This is a genomic window from Methanoregula formicica SMSP (genome assembly GCF_000327485.1).
In the GTDB taxonomy this organism is placed as follows: Archaea; Halobacteriota; Methanomicrobia; order Methanomicrobiales; family Methanospirillaceae; genus Methanoregula; species Methanoregula formicica.
On sequence record NC_019943.1, the window covers coordinates 167,145 to 185,069 of the forward strand.

The 17,925-nt window shown below is 54.2% G+C and carries 18 protein-coding genes; 6 read left to right on the forward strand and 12 right to left on the reverse strand.

The genetic code is table 11. The annotated features are described in order from the left end of the window. Positions 1–68: 68 nt before the first annotated feature. From METFOR_RS00890 to METFOR_RS00900, 3 genes are read right to left on the reverse strand one after another with little or no spacing between them, the layout of a single operon-like run. On the reverse strand, positions 69–1,229 hold the full coding sequence (locus tag METFOR_RS00890; RefSeq protein ID WP_015284222.1) for an aminotransferase class I/II-fold pyridoxal phosphate-dependent enzyme: 1,161 nt from the start codon (positions 1,227–1,229) through the stop codon (positions 69–71). 9 nt (positions 1,230–1,238) lie between these two features. Next, the gene (locus tag METFOR_RS00895; RefSeq protein WP_015284223.1) at positions 1,239–1,733 is read right to left on the reverse strand and encodes an Lrp/AsnC family transcriptional regulator; all 495 of its coding nucleotides are present in this window, start codon (positions 1,731–1,733) and stop codon (positions 1,239–1,241) included. Positions 1,734–1,736: 3 nt separating this feature from the next. Then, a complete protein-coding gene (locus METFOR_RS00900; RefSeq protein ID WP_048110723.1) occupies positions 1,737–3,032 on the reverse strand; it encodes an ORC1-type DNA replication protein in 1,296 nt (431 codons plus the stop codon). A 366-nt stretch (positions 3,033–3,398) separates the two neighbouring features. On the opposite strand from METFOR_RS00900, the gene METFOR_RS15195 reads away from it, so the two are divergent. Both METFOR_RS15195 and METFOR_RS00905 read left to right on the forward strand, forming a co-directional pair. After that, on the forward strand, positions 3,399–3,662 hold the full coding sequence (locus METFOR_RS15195; RefSeq protein WP_015284225.1) for a hypothetical protein: 264 nt from the start codon (positions 3,399–3,401) through the stop codon (positions 3,660–3,662). Positions 3,663–3,756: 94 nt separating this feature from the next. Continuing rightward, complete coding sequence (locus tag METFOR_RS00905) at positions 3,757–4,245, forward strand: MogA/MoaB family molybdenum cofactor biosynthesis protein (RefSeq protein WP_015284226.1); 489 nt, start codon at positions 3,757–3,759, stop codon at positions 4,243–4,245. A 67-nt stretch (positions 4,246–4,312) separates the two neighbouring features. On the opposite strand, the gene cgi121 is transcribed toward METFOR_RS00905, so the two are convergent. The 7 genes from cgi121 to METFOR_RS00940 form a co-directional block, all read right to left on the reverse strand. Then, the gene (gene cgi121, locus METFOR_RS00910) at positions 4,313–4,840 is read right to left on the reverse strand and encodes a KEOPS complex subunit Cgi121 (RefSeq protein WP_015284227.1); all 528 of its coding nucleotides are present in this window, start codon (positions 4,838–4,840) and stop codon (positions 4,313–4,315) included. A gap of 4 nt (positions 4,841–4,844) precedes the next feature. After that, on the reverse strand, positions 4,845–7,007 hold the full coding sequence (locus tag METFOR_RS00915) for an ATP-dependent DNA helicase (protein WP_015284228.1): 2,163 nt from the start codon (positions 7,005–7,007) through the stop codon (positions 4,845–4,847). 148 nt (positions 7,008–7,155) lie between these two features. After that, the gene (locus METFOR_RS00920) at positions 7,156–7,701 is read right to left on the reverse strand and encodes a KH domain-containing protein (protein ID WP_015284229.1); all 546 of its coding nucleotides are present in this window, start codon (positions 7,699–7,701) and stop codon (positions 7,156–7,158) included. A gap of 54 nt (positions 7,702–7,755) precedes the next feature. Further along, a complete protein-coding gene (locus tag METFOR_RS00925; RefSeq protein WP_015284230.1) occupies positions 7,756–8,580 on the reverse strand; it encodes a serine protein kinase RIO in 825 nt (274 codons plus the stop codon). Then, positions 8,577–9,518: a tyrosine--tRNA ligase gene (locus METFOR_RS00930; RefSeq protein ID WP_015284231.1), complete on the reverse strand. Its 942-nt coding sequence runs from the start codon at positions 9,516–9,518 to the stop codon at positions 8,577–8,579. Before METFOR_RS00930 ends, METFOR_RS00925 begins: the two co-directional genes overlap by 4 nt. 25 nt (positions 9,519–9,543) lie before the next feature. After that, complete coding sequence (locus METFOR_RS00935) at positions 9,544–10,575, reverse strand: type II glyceraldehyde-3-phosphate dehydrogenase (protein WP_048110724.1); 1,032 nt, start codon at positions 10,573–10,575, stop codon at positions 9,544–9,546. 155 nt (positions 10,576–10,730) lie between these two features. Beyond that, on the reverse strand, positions 10,731–11,222 hold the full coding sequence (locus tag METFOR_RS00940; protein ID WP_015284233.1) for a DUF367 family protein: 492 nt from the start codon (positions 11,220–11,222) through the stop codon (positions 10,731–10,733). A 31-nt stretch (positions 11,223–11,253) separates the two neighbouring features. Between METFOR_RS00940 and METFOR_RS00945 the strand changes: the two genes are divergently transcribed. The 4 genes from METFOR_RS00945 (at position 11,254) to METFOR_RS00960 (ending at position 16,296) form a co-directional block, all read left to right on the forward strand. Beyond that, positions 11,254–12,111 (forward strand): nucleoside 2-deoxyribosyltransferase, encoded by an 858-nt coding sequence (locus METFOR_RS00945; protein ID WP_015284234.1) that lies wholly within the window; start codon positions 11,254–11,256, stop codon positions 12,109–12,111. Between the two features lie 111 nt (positions 12,112–12,222). After that, complete coding sequence (locus METFOR_RS00950; RefSeq protein ID WP_015284235.1) at positions 12,223–13,764, forward strand: glycosyltransferase family 39 protein; 1,542 nt, start codon at positions 12,223–12,225, stop codon at positions 13,762–13,764. Between the two features lie 21 nt (positions 13,765–13,785). Next, the gene (locus METFOR_RS00955; RefSeq protein ID WP_015284236.1) at positions 13,786–14,904 is read left to right on the forward strand and encodes a glycosyltransferase; all 1,119 of its coding nucleotides are present in this window, start codon (positions 13,786–13,788) and stop codon (positions 14,902–14,904) included. Between the two features lie 210 nt (positions 14,905–15,114). Next, the gene (locus tag METFOR_RS00960; RefSeq protein ID WP_158491337.1) at positions 15,115–16,296 is read left to right on the forward strand and encodes a glycosyltransferase 87 family protein; all 1,182 of its coding nucleotides are present in this window, start codon (positions 15,115–15,117) and stop codon (positions 16,294–16,296) included. 47 nt (positions 16,297–16,343) lie between these two features. Here the strand turns inward: METFOR_RS00960 and METFOR_RS00965 are convergent, their stop codons facing one another. Together METFOR_RS00965 and METFOR_RS00970 are read right to left on the reverse strand one after the other, a co-directional pair. After that, complete coding sequence (locus tag METFOR_RS00965) at positions 16,344–17,240, reverse strand: class I SAM-dependent methyltransferase (protein WP_015284238.1); 897 nt, start codon at positions 17,238–17,240, stop codon at positions 16,344–16,346. Then, a complete protein-coding gene (locus tag METFOR_RS00970; protein ID WP_015284239.1) occupies positions 17,233–17,916 on the reverse strand; it encodes a class I SAM-dependent methyltransferase in 684 nt (227 codons plus the stop codon). The genes METFOR_RS00965 and METFOR_RS00970 overlap by 8 nt, the downstream gene beginning before the upstream one ends. Positions 17,917–17,925 lie beyond the last annotated feature (9 nt).

Genomic DNA, 17,925 nt, shown 5'->3' on the forward strand with positions numbered 1-17,925 from the left:
TCCCTGAGACAGAAGTCCGATTATTGAGTATTTTTTTAAAAAAGGGGAGTGTTGTGCGAAGCTTTCCCTTATTTCAGACTCTGGAGGAACCGGTCCATACGCTCAATCGCCACACCAAGGTCCTTCCTCGAAACGGCATAGGCGCACCGCAGGTGTCCCTCGCCACCGGGGCCAAAAACACTACCGGGGACAACAGCAACCTTTTGTTCCATTAAGAGGCGCTCGGCAAATTCCGTGTCAGATAGTCCTGTTTTCTCAACAGACGGGAATGCATAGAACGCTCCTTCCGGCACGTGGCAGGGAAGGCCGATGCGGTTGAGTCCGGCCACGAACAGGTTGCGGCGGAGACGGTACTCGTTTACCATGCTGTTCTTGTCCTCCTCAGCCGACCGGAGTGCTTCGAGAGCCCCCACCTGCCCCATAACGGGTGCGCAGAGCATCACATACTGGTGGATCTTCAGTGCCGCATCGCAGAGTTCTTTTGGCGCGCAGAGATACCCGATCCGCCATCCGGTCATGGCATATGCCTTGGAAAATCCGTTTAAGGTGATCGTCCGTTCCCAGAGATCGCCAACCGTTGCCGCAACGCAGTGGCTCCCCTCATAGGTCAGCTCTGCATAGACCTCATCGCTGATGAGGAGGAGATCGTGGTCGGCGATAATGTCCGCGACAGCGATGAGGTCGCTCTTCGTCATAACCCCCCCGGTCGGGTTGTTCGGGAAGTTTATGACCAGCGCTTTCGTTTTCGGGGTTATCAGCTCAGCAAGGGTGTCCGGGTTGATCTTGAAGTGATCCTTCTCCATACAACGGAGCGGGACCGGTGTCCCTCCCGCAAGGGTGACGCAAGGTGCATACGAGACATAGCTGGGCTGCGAGATGATGATCTCATCACCCGGATCGGTAATCGCCCGGATAGCAATATCGAGCGCTTCTGATACCCCGGTCGTGATGACCATCTCGTTATTGCTGTCATAGCTCACGCCATAGTGCCGGTCTAGATACTGCGAGAGGGTGTCCCGAAGGGCCTGGAGCCCGCGGTTCGAGGTATATGACGTCCCTCCTTGTTCAATTGAGTAGATACTCGATTCGCAGATGTTCCAAGGGGTGTTGAAATCCGGTTCTCCTACCCCGAGGGAGACCACATCATCCATGGTCAGAACAAGGTCGAAGAACTTCCTTATCCCCGATGGGGGGATCTCCTGCGTGCGCTGTGAGACAAAATTCCGCATCCTTGCACCTCACGGGCTGTAAGGAAGTCGTTCCGTTTCTGGCTGTTCAAAGAACGCATTGCCATTCTCCTTGTACGACTTCATGATGATGTGTGTTGCTGTCTCCCTTATCCGGTCCATGGGTGCGACATGCTCGGAGACAAACCGTGAGACTTCCTGCATATCTTTACCGCTTACAATGAGCTGGAGGTCGTACGTACCCGTGATAAGGCGTAGGCTCCTGACCTGCCGGAACCGCGAGAGGCGTTCGGCTATACGATCGTACCCGAAATCACGCTCGGGGCTCACTTTCAGCTCGATGATGGCCGAGACCTCGCCGTTTCCGGCTTTTTCCCAGTTGACTACCGTTGAGTAGCGTTTGATGACCTGGGCGGCTTCAAGGGCCCCGATACGGCGTGCAACCTCGGCTGCGGCGAGGCTGGTCATGGTCGCTAATTCTTCTGTCGACAGCCGGCTGTTCTCCTCCAGGATGCGGAGGAGCTCGAGATCCTTTTCATCCGTCATAATTCACCTGAACCAAGTCTTGAGCCACTTGGCTTCCATCTGGGAGACATCGAGATCTTTTAGTCCATTGAGGCGCGAGTCCTTTAGGACGACTTCGCGGATTTTGCCCGTGTTGGCATCGAACCACATCTCCTTAGTCCTGCCGTACCGCCCGCGGCTCACGACCCGGGTGTTGATAACGCCGAGCATGTTCAGCTCAGAGATCAGGTCGGTAATCCTCCGGTGGGTGAGCACATCGAGCTCGATGGACGGGGCGATGTCCTGGTATATACGTGAGACTTCCCCGCTCGTAAAGATATTCTGTCCCAGCTGTTCCAGGATAAGCATCGAATAGAGAATCAGCTTGCTTTGCGTTGGGAGTGTGGCGATACATTCGATCATGCTGTCCGTCTCGATCTTGGCCTGCGCCTGCTTGACGTGCCCTTCCGTCACCTGCTTGGACTCCTCATCCCGGTCGGCGAGTTCCCCGGAGATCCGGAAAAGGTCGAGTGCCCGCCGTGCATCGCCATGCTCCTGGGCGGCGAGCGCTGCACAGAGCGGAATGACGCCTTCTGCTATTGCTCCGGTGACAAATGCCTGTTCGGCACGCTGGGCAAGGATATCGACCAGCTGAGGTGCGTTGTAGGGAGGGAATACAATCTCTTCTTCAGAGAGGGATGAAAGAACGCGGGGATCCAGGAAGTCCTTGAAGCTCAGGTCGTTGGAGATCCCGATGATAGATACCTTGGAACTTTTAAGGTCGGCATTGATCCGTGTGAGATTGTAGAGCGTGTCATCGCCACTCTTCTTCACGAGTTTATCGATCTCGTCCAGGACGATGACAAGAACCCCACCACCAGCCTCAAGCTGGTTCTTCAGTTCTGCGTATACCTGATCGGTCGGCCACCCGGTCATCGGGATGTGGGTCCGGGTTTTGTCGCTTGACATCTCATCGACCACATCGAGGCATTTGGCGATCTGGGCCAGGACCCGGTACTGAGTGTCGATCACTTCACAATTCAAGTGCACAATCCTACAAAGCGTCCCCATCTTGCTGCTTGCCTTCTCCAGTTCTGAGCCGACATACCGGACACAAGCGGTCTTACCAGTTCCGGTCTTTCCATAGATGAGAATATTGGAGGGGGTCTCATTTCGTAGAGATGGGGCAAGAATCGAGGCAACCTCATCAATCTGGGGTTTCCTGTGCGGGAGGATCTGGGGGCGATAGGAGTGCCGCAATACTTCCCGGTCCTTGAAAATGCGGTTATTGGTGAGATATTTTTTGAATAGTCCCGTTGAGGGGTCATCTGTTTCCGGCATAGTCACACTGAGGAGCTGAGGATTAGTGGGTTGAGAGTAAATAACGATCGGTTTGTCTGACCGTTTATAAACCCCTCTATTTCCCATGGAGATCGCACGATTATCTGTTTTTTTTAAAAAAGGGGTAAAATATGCGCATATCATTTTGACTTCTTTTTTTCATTTTACATACGGTTGCCTTGCCACTATTGACTTCGACTTTCACTTCGATATTGCCCAGCAACGCGGCACAAGGTTTAATATGCTAGTGGGGGAGACCCCTTTATTTCCTGTGGAATGAAAATAACATCAACAGATACTCTGTTGATATTTTCAAAATAATAGCTATTTTTATGTATATCTTTAATACTATATAAATTGTATGAAATGATATTGGCTTACTTTCAATTCGAATCAAAGTATCAGCCGGAATCATGGAAACAGACCGGACCTGCCGGAGACAATTCCAGAAGAAACAAAGGGGTCTCTGTTGCCGAAGAACCAGCACAACAGATGACAAATGAATTACCGTTTCTGGTAAACCCCTACGCAAAACCCCTCAAAAAACAGGAAAAAGCACGAGAATTACATATACCCCTGCAAATCTGGACGCTTATTTGTTGGATGGGAATCAAGAAAGGGGGCTATTAGCAACCCCCTCATGAAAGAATAACAGGAAGCATTGGTCAATCTTCCAACCTATTACAGAATTCTCTTAATCCGGGACAGATAACATCACAGTATTATGAACCACGCCCATACCCGGCCTCTTGAAATTTCTGCTGCCATCATCACGGTCTCCACAACAAGAACCCGAGAGATCGATACCAGCGGAAGAGCTATCGAGCAGATCCTCAGGGAGAACAATATTCCGGTTACGTATTACACCATTGTTCCCGACCGGATTGGAAATATCCGGGATGCCTGGTACCTTGCCATGAAACAGGCGAACTGCATTATCTTTAATGGAGGAACCGGTCTGACCCATGATGATTGTACGATAGAGGCGATCTCGCCACTCCTGGAAAAGCGGATTGAAGGTTTTGGCGAGTTTTTCCGTATGAAGAGCATCCAGCAGATCGGCATGGCAGCGATGCTCTCCCGTGCGGTAGCCGGCACCTGTAAGGGAAAGGCGGTTTTCTGCATTCCCGGATCAACTCCTGCGGTAACCCTTGCAACAACAGAACTAATCGTCCCTGAGATTGCCCATATCCTCTCGCACGGAAATCTGTAAGTGGGATCGGTCCGGGGAAAATGATCTGATGAAGGAGAAAGACAGACCGTGAAGCGGCAAGATACCACTATCGCTGGACTTCAAGGAGGGCAACCCGCTCCAGGACGAGGTCGACAATTTTTTCCGGGTTGTCAAGAGTGCCAAGCTCTTCGGAGGTTATCCCGAAAATTTTCATGAGACCGTCACGTTTTTCCCCATCTATTGTATCTTGTCCCGTCCCGTCGGTAAATGAAACGTCTGCACTCAGGGCATCCCAGATCCCCGAGGAGAGTGGATAACAGCAGACCCACAGGTGATTCTCTCCGTCGTGGATACCGAAGGATGCAGCAACATTGCATTGCCGCGATCCTGCAGCATACAACAGAGCCTCCATCTCGAGGGTATTGGATATGGCCGCGCCCTTTCTGCACGAGCGGACCGCATAACGCAACGCTGCCTCTGCATGGCGCTTTCCGGCGAGTATATCGGCATTAAAACAAATGAGGTGCGTACTGAACTGCTTTGCGATTTCCCGGAGCCGGCTGAGAAAGGATGGCACGTCAGCAATCCAGCACGTGGCCGCCCGGATCTCACAAGTCCTGGTATCTCCGTTCATGCAGTCACCTGAACCGGGAGAGTGTTGACTGCCCCGCCATATTATCCTCACCTTCCGGCAGAGGTGTCGCCCGGACCCGCTTCTCCAGCTGGGCGAACACCTGCTCGGCAATACCCCGGCCGATCAGTTTTGTCACCGTCTCGATCCCTGCCCCAAGGACGGCCTCGGGGGAGGTAATACCATTGTTGAAGAGCCGGCGGGCACGGACACGCCCGATGCCACGGAGCTTCACGAGAGGGAGGAGCTCGCGCCGTATCCCGTTCTTCATGCAGGTCTCGTACTCGCGGATCCTGGGGTGGAAGGTCAAAGCGAACATCCGTGAGAGCTCCCCGCTGGCATGCAGCAGCCAGTTCACACTCTCCACCATACCGTACACGTCGCCCGGCCCGACCGAGTAGCGCTCGCATATCCGGGCATCCGGCATCTCGTCGGCCCAGTCCGAAAGGAGCATCGCCGTCTTGAGGGCACGATAATACTCCTCCTGTTCCTCCTCCTCACCGGGCATTTCGAGCCAGATTTCACCGTCATGTTCATCCATCATCCGGTCGAGGGCTGCACGGTCCGTGTTCCGGACATAGAGCCGGGGCATATCCGGCGTGCTGCAGATGAGGTGGAGAAGCCCGAGATCGGAATAATCGCTCTCCTTATGGAGGGTCGAAACGATCATGGCGGCGCTTCGGGGATCGATATACAGCCTTGATACCAGGGTCCCGAATTCCGAGGATCCGAGATGTTCGCCGACCTCAAGGATCATGTCATTGTCAACAAGGAATTTCAGTGCGGTATCGACTGCCCTCTGCATCAGCCTGCCCTGGCGGTGCTCGTGGACGTAAAAACTCCTGTCCATGAAGGAGAGGAGCTCGTTTCGCGTGCCGGCAAACCCGGAGGCGATGAGGGAGAGCACATGGGTATAGAGCGCGTTCGGCTCGGCAATCTTTGAATGGACCTCTTCTGCCGGGGCGTCGATATAATACTCGAACAGCTCTTCGACCTGCCCTTCGTCCTTTGCAATGAGTACTGCCTCGCCGTAGGGGTCCAACCGGGGCCGGCCGGCCCTTCCGGCCATCTGGTGGTACTCGCTCGCGGGGATTGGCTGCATGCCCTCACCGGCTGCAAACCGGAGGTAATCGCGGATGATCACCCGGCGTGCAGGGAGATTCAGCCCCGCGGCAAGTGTCGGAGTTGACGAGATGCACTTGATCAGGCCCTTCCGGAATCCCTCCTCGACGACAGCCCGTTCCGGGCGGGAGAGCCCGGCATGGTGGAATGCCGCCCCCCTTGCAACGCAGGCGGCAAGCGTCTTCCCCATCTCCGTCTCCGCGGTCCTCTCCAGTTCCTTTGCAGGCTCTTTCAGGCCTGGGTCCTCGCTCTTGATCGCTCCGGCAGCCCGTTTGGCAAAAGCTTCGGCATTACGGCGCGATGAAACGAAGACCAGGCACTGGCCTCCCTCAGCTATGGTATCTAGGCAGAGGTTGATGTCATCGAAATTTTTCGAAACAACCTTGACCCGGCGCTCCCCCTCTCGGAAGTGAATTCGATCATTGCAGAAGACACCTTGCCGGAGGTCGACCGGCCGCCAGGTGCTGGTGACCAGTTCCGCATCCAGCCACCCGGCAAGGACCTTGGGATTGCCGATGGTTGCCGAGAGCCCGATCACCTGCATGGCCGGGTTCCGGTACCGCATCTTGGCTATGACCATCTCCACAACCGGCCCGCGGTGGGAGGAGTCGATGAGGTGGACCTCGTCGATGACAAGGAGCGTGATTTCGGCAATCCACCGGGCATTGTTGCGCAGGAGGGAGTCCACCTTCTCGCTGGTGGCAACGATAATATCGTTGTTGCCGAGCATATCGTCCCGCCGGTCGAAATCACCGGTGGCTATACCCACCCGCACACCCTTGTTACTGAACTCCTCGTACTTCTCGCTTGCCAGCGCTTTTAAGGGGACAATATAGAGGCACTTGCCTTTACGGGCAATATGGCTGTGCATCGCCATCTCTGCGATCAGCGTCTTGCCGCTTGCAGTGGGAATGGCGACGAGCAGGTTCCGGCCCTCAAACATCCCCCGCTCAACGCATTCTGCCTGGGGCGGGTAAAGTACCTGCATGCCCTTTGCCAGGTACTGCTGTTTAAGATGTTCCGGAAGGGGGATCTCGCTGATCTGCATGTCACACCTCCAAAATAACCCCTTTAATTCCACTGAAAAAAGCCGATATTTCAGTTCTTTTAGAGAAATCTAACCAATAAATCAAATTATTCTCCACAGGAAATGCACCGGAATACATAAATATGAAAATCTGCTTTTGAAAAACCCCTCAGTAATAGTAGCTGATCATGTCCTGCTTTGCCTCTTTCTTTTTCCGGTCAAGGAACGCAAAGACATTCTCGTGGGGGACCCCCTCGATGAGCATATCCACGGCCGCCCGGGCGGTCTTGAGCTGCTCGGGGTACCCGATCAGGGCCACGGTCTTGCCGAAGACCGAGATCTCCACGTCGGTCATGTCCTCGATCTGTTCGCGGGCGCGGCCATCCTTCCCGATAATCCGTCCTCTCAGCCGGTCGAGCTGGCGGGGGTTGTCTGCCATGCCGGCAAGGTCGATTACTTCGAGGAGGAGGTCCTCATCCTCAATCATCTCGAATGCCCGTTCGGGCGAGAAGCCGCGGTTGATGGCATTGACGATCTCAACAGCCCTGAGGAGCGAGACGGTGTCCTCCTCGATCCCTTCGACCTTGACAAGCCCCTCCTTGCTGTCGATGGTGATGGTGGTGTGAGTCTTTGCCTCCAGCTCCTTTTTCGTGGCGCCGCCCTTTCCGATCAGCACGCCAACCCTGTTTCCGGTGATTTTTATCTCCTGCATCATAGCGTATCTCTCCCTTGTACGGTCTGGTGGTTCATAGGGCAATCCGGGCCGGCATCACGGCTCGGCAACATTCAACCCGGTCACGGCATTGAAGATCTCGACCTCGTCCTGGGTCTCGCAGCGGTTCTTAAAAAACCGGTTGATGTTTTTGATGTCCCTCATCAGGAACGGGAGGGCACGGGGGTGATCCCGGGTGACCGACTGGCCCATGTCTATGAGATATGGTTGGTCTCCGTACAATATATTGAACTCGCTCAGGTCCGCATGGACCAGCTCAGCCTTGTTGTACAGGATATCAATATCCCTGATAATCCGGGCATAGGCATCCGCGGGGTCCGGCAGGTCCGCGTTCCGGATCTGGGGCCAGGGTGTCTCACCATCGCCCATGAATGACATGATGAGGATGTTCCGGTCCCAGACGAATGGTTCCGGCACGGCAACTCCCGCCTCCCGTGCCCGGGCAAGATTGGAGAACTCCTTCCGTGTCCAGGCAAAGATCAGCTCCTTCTTGGCCTTCTTGACGTGGGAAAACCTCCTGTCCCCGACAATGTACGAACTCATGGTCGTAAAATTCGCCGTGCGGATCCGGTAGATCTTGATGGCGATAGGAACCCCGTCACGTTCACCATAGAATACGTTTGCTTCCTTGCCGGTGCTGATCGATCCCCCGAGCACCGAGAGCCATTTCTTGTGGACGAGTTTGTACAAGGAAAGGAGAGTGATCTCATCGAAGACATCATCCCGGACTTTGAGATCATTGGCATCCTTGATACGGACGCCCATCTCTTCGAGCTTCTGGTCGAACCGCTCCAGTCTTTTATCGATGTTGGTTTCCCGTTTCACGCGGTGCCACCGGTATTCGTTGATCCTGCAGTTCACTGGATGTAGTCACGGACGGGTGCAAGGATCTCGACAAGGGATTCCCCGCAGGCCTTCTTGAGGTCAAGCGGGTGGATCTCTCCTTTCCCATAGGCTGCTTCAAGGTCGGCATAGCTGCCGAATGAGCGGTCCCCGCCGAACTTCTCCGGCCGCTTGATAGTGATCTCCGGGAGCCGGGGGAAGACGTGGTGCTGGAAGATCTGGAGGATCGGGTTCTCCGCGATCTCCGGAGGACAGAACGCTTTCTGGCATTTCTTCCGGATCTCGTCTTCGGTATCAGCAACAGAGATGTAGTTCCCCTGCGACGAAGACATCTTTTTGCCGTCCAGCCCGTTCAGGATGGGCGTATGGATGCAGACAGGCGCCTTGTACCCGAAGTTGATGAGGTGCTCCCGGGCAAGCATGTGGATCTTCCGCTGGTCGATCCCACCGACAGCAGCATCGGCACCCAGCAGCGCAATGTCGGCAGCCTGCATGATGGGGTAGATCATCTGGGAGACCGTCGGTGTATCCATCTGACGGCCGACCTCGTCCATGCTCCGCGTTGCCCGGTTCAGGGTGATCTCCTGCGCGAGCCGGAGCACCAGCAGCTGGTATTCCCGGTTGAGCTGGAACTCGGATCCAAGGACGTACTTCACGTTCTTAAGGCCCAGCCCCTCGAAACAGCGCCGGTTGTAATCGGCCAGTTCGCGGACTTTTTCCATCGTCCCCTTCCGGTTCAGGAACGCGTGGAGATCGGCGAGCAGCACGGTGACCTCGAAACCCGCCGCCTGGAGGTCGACCAGTTTGTTGATCGTGACAAGGTGGCCGAGATGGATCTCCCCGCTCGGCTCGTAACCGGCATAGACACGCTTGACTGGTTTTGTGAGAAGCGCCCGGAGATCGTCGTCGGTGACGACTTCGACAGTGTTCCGGGTAACACGCTCGTATGCGTCCATCAAAAAGAATGGGTTATGAAGGGAGTTAATGGTTATTCTGGATTGTTTTGAAATTGAGTGCCGCGTTCGTGGCTGCAACGGACTTTGCTGCATCTTTCTCGCCGCCTATCATTGCGCGGATTGCATCGACGTTCTCCACAACAACATCGGCTTCCTGGTGGATGGCCTGGAAGAAGCAGAGCTCGTTCTTGTTTGCGTAAATGGAGTCTTCGAAGATGCAGTTCTCCCAGAGGTCCGAACGCTGCCGGCCGAGGTCCATCGCGAACTCCTTGAGCTCGGCGGTGCTCTTGAGCCCGGCAGTCTTCTTGATGAGACCGAGCCGGGGGTGCTTGTTGATGAGCTCGATGACCCGCTCTTTGGTAACCGGTTTCTTCGTGGTCATCTGGATCGCGTGCATGTGCATCATGGTTGTCGGGACGATCATCGCCATGGTGGTGATGGAGATGTGGGGGAGCACGGAAAGGACATCCGGCCCATGGTGGCTGGGGACGCTGACCGGGTCGAGGACAATCGCATCGATGGGCCCCTTCTTGATCTCGCCGGGGTCCGATCCACGGCGGACCATGATGGCATGGACATGGTTCACACCATATTCCTTGTCAATTTCATTGATGATCCGGCACAGGCCCGTGGTGTTGCACGAGACCACCCGGACGAACTGCCTGCCGATGGCGTCCTTGTAGTTGCAGGACGAGTTGAAGGAGAACCCTGCCAGTTCGTGCTCCTCCCCACCCTGCCAGAGGGCCTTCTTGCCCAGTTTCTCGTACAAGGCCTTGTTCGTTGCACCGATTTTTCCCGGCGTAGCATCCACGATAACATCGGCCGCTTTGCACATGTCCTCCACGCTGCCGGCAACTTTGAGCCCGGCCTTCTCGAATGCCTCCTTTTTGGAGATGTCTGCAATATAGAGCGGGAACCCGCGCTGCTTTGCCACGAACGCCTCTGCATTCGGCCGGGTCTTGGAGACGCCAATCACCTTCATGTCCTTCTGGGCGGCCACCGCATCGGCCACGCGCTTGCCGATGGTCCCGTACCCGTTTATGGCAACCTTGATCATACAATCGTACATTGCGCCGGAAATGAAAAAGCTATGCGAAACGATTGCACGGCCTGACAGGGAACAACGGCTGGTGAGTGTCCCTGAATAATTTCCCGCTCAAACGGGATGGCTGCATGCCCATGGGTCACGTGGACATAAAAACAGGATGCCCCTCAGATGAACAGCGCCTGGTACTTCACCACTTCCGTGCTGTCCTTTGCTGAGGCATAGAGTTCCAGCGGCTCCTTGTTGACTTCAAGAAACCGGATGCCCCAGTTCACTTTTGAGAGCAGCTCCTTTGCCCGGTCTTTCTCCCCCATGATGTAGAGTGCCGCTGCAACCGCCTCGACCGAAGAGAGCTTGCAGGGTTTGCCGAAATTGACAGGATTGGCTGCCATCAGGAAGGGGAGGGCCCGCCGTATCCTCCACGAACTGATTGCGCCGGTATCGAGAACCTCCCAGGAGCAGTCCAGCACTGTAAGAGATTTTACGAACCGGTCTGCGGGGGAGAGCGCCCGTTCTGCCGTGGGATCGAGTATGAGGGTATTCCTCGGGACCTGCTGGAGTTTCTGGAAGATTTTGAGAAACCCGGCCCGCTCCAGTTTCTTGACCGTGCATTTCCGGGGATCGCAGCTGTTGTCCCGGAAGGCATACAGGGGTATCATTGATCATCTGTGCGTGTCAACACTCTAAATAATGTACGTGCTCTGCAGCCCCTGCATCCTCAACCCGGGCCTCCGTGCCGAAGGGATCACGAAACCCTCGGACATCGAAGCGTTCCGGCGCACGCAGGCCCGGTGCAAAGAATTCGGGATCCGGATGATCCCGCTGCCCTGCCCGGAGACGCTTTACCTCGGGCCAGCCCGCCAGCCCGGCACATTCCTGGAACGACTGGACAGCCCGGCATTTTTGCGGCTGCTTGATGATCTCGAAACAGAGGTGAAGGAGATCATCCGGGAAAATGGCCCGCCCCTGTGCATCATCGGCGTTAACTCTTCTCCCACCTGCGGGGTGACCACCACATATTACGGCAGCAGGGGCGATGAATCCCCGAAACGTGCGGGAAGAGGGGTGTTTCTCTCGCGGTTCCCGGAGATTCCGGCCATGGATGCAATCACGTTTTCCCGGTACCGGGTGTACCTGGCAGCCCCCCTCTTCTCGGCAGCGGAACGGACGTATAACGCCTACCTCGCCGGTCTGTTGCGGGAGAACTTCTTCTCCGTTCACCTCCCACAGGATGCCGGCGATGATTCGGCAGGCAGGGAGAAGGATGTGCAGGCCCGGCTCTTTACCACCAACCTTTCAGCTCTTGATGCAGCCGACATTGTTGTTGCTGTCATCGATGGAGCTGACGCCGATTCCGGGACCGCATGGGAGATGGGATATGCCTTTGCGAAAGGAAAGAAGATCGTAGCCCTCAGGACGGACTTCCGGCATGTCGGGGCCTGCGAGCACGTCAACCTCATGCTGGAACAATCGTCCACCGTTGTCTCCATCCCGGAAGCCCTTCTCGAAACGCTCAGCGCACCTCTCCTGCTCAAAGACGATCGGTGATCTTACCCTGCAGCGATCCCTGAAGATCTGCCTGGATCCACATAAATCTCCGAAGGAAATCGCAGTGCAATAATCTATATGGGACTATTTACGCAATAGTACTGAGTTATCATGGCGAAGAAACGTGAGGAGAAGGGAGACCGGAAAAGACCCTCCGGAACGGATGCCTGCGATCTGGACAACGGATTTGTCTCCCCCATCAGCACGTTCCGGGATCTTACGCCGGAAAATATCATCGCCCTCCTCACCCACAGCAGGTATGTTCTGATCCTCCTCGCCCTCACGGCGATCGGGGCTGTACTCCGGTTCTTCAACCTCGACTTCAATTCCCTTTGGCTGGACGAAGCCTCGACCTATACCTTCGCCTCGATGTCCATCCCCGGGATCTGGGAGGCAACGACCGGCGGCGAGTTCAACCCGCCCCTCTTTTACTGGGTCGAACACCTGATGCTGATGCTCGGGAACAACGAAGTGATCCTCCGGTTCGTCCCGGCCCTGCTTGGCGTCCTGACCATCCCCCTCGTATACTGGGTTGGGAAGGAGTTCATGGACCGGAATGTCGGGATCATCGCTGCAGCGGCCTGCACGTTCTCCCCCTTCCTCATCCTGTACTCGCAGGAAGCCCGGGCATACTCCATGGGGCTCTTCTTCATCGCATTTGCCATGGTCTTCTTCCTGAAAGCTCTGAAGACCAACAAGACGGTCCATTGGGCTCTCTTCGGCCTCCTCTCAGCGCTTGCCTTCTGGGCCCACTTCTATACCCTTGTCATCACCGGGGCGCTGGTTCTCTATGCCATTGGCGTGAAGGTCATGGAGTGGAAGAAGGACAGTTCGGCGCTCAAACCCGTGCTTATCGGAGCAGGAGCCTTTGCCCTGATCAGCCTGCCCCTCCTTGCCGTTACGGTACAGCTCTTCGTAAAGAGGACATCGGGCGGACCGACGTTCGGCATCCAGGGTGCCGGCATCATCCTGGAGACGTTCCGCCAGCTGTCGGGATTCTCGGAGCTCGTGATGTTCCTCTTCCTCCTCTTGTTTATTGTGGGGATCATCCATGCATTTCTCATCGACCGGAACAAGGGCATCTTTCTTCTCGCCCTCACTGTTCTTCCGTTTGTCATCAGCTGGTTCCTCTCTTACAAGATCCCGATGGTGCCGCGGTACCTCATCATTCTGGCGCCGGTCTATTTTGTCGGGATTGCACTCTCGTATAAGCCTGTCTATGCCCTGCTTTCCAGCCGGAAGATCGTCTACGCGGTCATGGCACTGCTTGTCGTCCTCAGTGTGACCACTCCATTCTTTGTTGACTACTACACGTCGTATTCCAAAGAGGACTGGAGAGGATTTGCCGGACAGATGCGTCAGGCAGCCCGGCCGGGGGATATCTTGGTTCTGGTTCCCGGGTACATCTCCCAGCCGTTCAGTTATTACTACTCCAATACCACCGAAGAGACGTTCAGGTACGGTGCCCAGAGCGCGGAAGAACTGGCATCCTTCGGGGAATTGAATACCACTCAGAGGGTATACTATATCGTTACCGGGGATATCAGCTCGGCCGATCCCTCGGGAGGTTCTGTTGCCTGGCTCCAGGAACATACAAAAGGCGTTGAAGCGACGCCGGGAATTTATTTGTTCACCCCAATCCGATCAGGATAACACGTATAACGCTGCACCATCATGTATGATCTGACGGTAATCATCCCCACATTCCGGGAAGAAGCAAATATTCGTACCATCATCAGCGAAGTGGATACGGTCTTCCGGAACAGCTGCCTCAATGGGGAAATACTGGTTGTCGATGACAACTCTCCAGATAATACAATTGCCATTGTCACCGAACTCAAAAAGAGCCTGCTGAACCTGAATCTCCTCGTGAGGACAGCCGATCACGGGCTCTCGCAATCGGTTGCCGATGGATTCTCTCAAGCGAGTGCAGATGTCTTTGTTGTCATTGATGCCGATCTCTCCCATCCCCCGGCTCTTATCCCGAAGATGTATGCGGAAATCCGCGCAGGTGCCGATGTTGTGATCGGGAGCCGGTACATGGAAGGTGGCGGGATCCGGAAATGGCCGCTCAAGCGCCGGATCATCTCCCTTGGCGCGACCTTCCTTGGGCGCCTCCTCTTCCCGGAAGTTACCGATCCAGTCAGCGGATTCTTTGCTGTCCGGAAATCCGTCATCGCAGGGGCAAAACTGAAACCACGAGGATACAAGATTCTTCTGGAAGTGCTGGGGAAAGGCTCGTGGGAGAATGACAAAGAGATCCCGTTTGAATTCAGCGACCGGGAGATTGGATCAAGCAAGCTGAAAATTAAAACAATCATTGAGTACGCCCAGCAGGTAGCAGATATCACAGTCTATTCCTTTGTCCATCACCAGAGTGCAGCCTGGCGGGAATGGAAGAAGGTCTTCAAGTTCGGGATTGTGGGGCTTTCCGGCATTGTCGTCAATCTTGGGATCATGTTCTTCCTTGTTGAGTACACGGCCCTTAACGATTATCCAGCGAATCTCCTTGCCAGTGCTATTGCCATCGAAATATCTATCCTGAATAATTTCGTCTGGAATGATCTCTGGACATTCCGTTCCGAAGAGAACAGGAAGTATTCAAACCGGTGGTACCGTTTTGTTACCTTCAATATCGTATCGGCCGGGGGTGCAGTGATTAACTGGGGCATCTTCCTAGTACTGACTGCAGTATTCGGTATCTATTATCTGGCTGCCCAGTTAATTGGAACCCTTGTTGGGTTTATCTGGAATTTTACTGTTAATCGTCGGGTTACCTGGATCCGGAAATAGAAACCGATACCTATAACAATTCAATTTACTCTATGCGAATATTTGATCTGGAGAACTACAATGGTAAAGAAAAATAAGCCAGTTGGTGATGTATCGGGGAGTAAAGCGCAATCTGGAAAGCGGCCCCTTGAATTTTTTTCCATCAGGTTTGATAATGTCGATACAACGGTTTTTCGTCAGCATATCTTTTATCTTATCCTCGCATCGCTGATGACGAAGCTCCTCGTTCTCGTTGGCACACCAGTGATATTTCACTCCTTTATCGATTATTTCGATATCGGCTTCTATCTGGAACACGGGGTTATGCTTACGCAGGGCCAGCTGCCTTACGTTCACTATTTCTTCGATTATCCCGTCCTGATTTTCATTCCTATTGTAATAGCCCTTGTACCCGCACTGCTTTTTCAGAATGCCCTGGCATTCTTTTATAGTTTCCAGGCTCTGATGGTTCTCTGCGATATTGTCATTACCGTCTGTGTATACCTTATTGCCCTTAAATTAGGGAGTGAGAAGACCGCATTGTATGCAGGCCTTGTGTATGCAACGGCATTTTCTGCTGCATATTTTATTCTGACAAAATATGATGCCTTTCCTACGTGTTTCCTCATGATCGCCCTGCTCTTCACCCTCTACGGGCAGAAAATCATGGGTTATCTCGGAACTGCATTGGGTTTTTTTGCAAAGATTTTCCCCATCATCGCTCTCCCGTTCATGGTCCTGTACAATACCCATAGTTCCTCCCTCAAGCAGGAGATCCTCAATGTCTGTAGGATTTTCATTCCGCTCGCCGTGATATTCATCGTGCCATTTCTCTTTTTTGGGAAGGATATCCTCAGAACCTATCTCCCGGTACGGACCGGCATGGAATACTACTCGAATACGGCCACGTTCACAATCTATTCCTGGCTACATGATGTCTTTGGCCTGGGCGTCTCCCTTGACATGGTCCTCACGGTCATGTTTGCCATCATGGGCATCGGGCTTCTCGCGCTGGTCTATACGGCCTGGGCGTTTCCCAGGAAAGATCCCATGCTGCTCTTAAAACTGGTTCTGGTCGCAATTGTTCTGGTCATTTTCTGCGTGAAGGTCAGGAGCCCCCAGTATATCGTCTGGTTTACCCCAATCCTCTGCATTCTTGCCGTTGATGATTACCGGAAGATCATCCTGGTATACTTGGTCCAGATAACAGCCTTCATCGAGTTTCCGCTGATGTTTGGCGCTTATTATACCAGCACGGTGTATACTAACCCAACACTCTCCGGGGGATGGTATCTCACGCTGGCTGCGTTCACGCTTGAGTACCTGGTTTTGTTCGTCTGCCTCTGGTTCGTTATCAACCCGCTGGGGATTGTCAGGAAACTCAGGATGGGGAAGAGTAAAGCTGCATCATAATCTGTTTTTTACGGATTCCGGGATACGCCCCGGGAAAAAAACCCTTTTTATGAATGCCCAGCTCTCCGGTACACGGCGAGCATTTCTCCAGGGAGCCGCAGGGTTATCACACGATTCCGGGCAATCCTGTTGTCCAGAAACAGTCTGGCGACCGGCCTCAGGATCCTGTACCTGAACGCCGACTTGCTCAGGGACCCCAGACTTGTCGTGAACGGATATCTCTCACAGGCAACGGGAACGAATCCCACATCAGAGAACACCCTGTCTAGGGAGGTACGGGAAAAGAACTGGATGTGCTGGCCCTGGATGTACCACCATTTTCTTCCCAGTAACCGGGCAAGCCAGGAATCAATGTCACCGGTCCAGATGAAAACGTACCCGCCAGGCCTGACAAGCCGGGAGATCCGCGCAATTTCCTGTGCCGGTGATTCGAAATGTTCGATGACCCCGAAGAGCGTTACGATATCGTATTTCTTTTCCGGTGGAATCTCGCTCAGCGTGCAGGTGTGGATCGTGAACCCGCGTTTCTTTGCAATATCGGACGACCATTGCGAGAGTTCGAGCCCTTCGACAGCATAACGGCTTTTGGCAACCGCCAGAAAATCGCCGGTTGCACAACCGACGTCAAGAAGTATTCCGGAAGGGATGTATCTCTGCATGGTCTCTACGACCTTTTCTGCCGTAAGCAGGTGGGCTTCTTCGCGGCTCAGGTATTCCGCATCCACGACGGACTGATAATTCTTCCAGATATCATCAGCCGGAAGAATACAGAATGCATGGGAACAGGTGTTGCACCTCACAACCTCGTAGGTCCTCATATGTTCGGGAGAAAACGCATAATCGAACGGGGGAAGGTCGTTCCCCAAGGTATCATCGTAAAGGGTCCTGAGGTCCTTTGAACCACAAACGGGACATTGCCCCGCGGGTTGTTTCCGATCAGTCATGCGATGCACCTGTTGATCCCTCGTTTTTCCTGGCCACGATCACCATATTGGTATAGAAATCCTCTAGCCGGAAACTGATCTCTTCTAAGGAGAAGCCGGCGCGTGTCACTTTCTCGGTAACCCATTTTCGTGAGCGGACCCGGCTGGGCTCCGGGGGTTGGAAGTAGATATCTCTCTTAAAAACCGAGTTGAGGACAAAATGCACAAGCTTGAAGAAAATCACTGTCGACCCGAATTCTGGTGGCCAGAACAGGATCACAACGCCATCCTTCCTGAGAACCCGGTGGAACTCGCGCAGGATACGGTCGATCTCCTCCTCGCTGAAATGCTCCATTACGCCAAGGTTGTAAATCCCGTCAAGGGATCCATCTTTTATTCCGATGGAAAGGATATCCCCCATTATAAGTTTTGGATCGGTGTGTACTTTCCTGTACAGGTCAATGGCGTTCGGGGAGATGTCCATACCGATGATAGTATATGAACCCGTAATCTCCTCCTCGACTTGGCCGCCCCCGCAACCGGCATGCAGGAGCATCCCTTCCGGCCTCATATATTTGCGGATGAATCGTTCAAGGTGGGGTTTGATGATATTCTGCCGGTATACGACCGCGATTTGGTCATACGTACTGTGGAGAGCGGTCTGCTTTCTTGTCCAGTAATAATCCCATTCTATCATTCAACACCG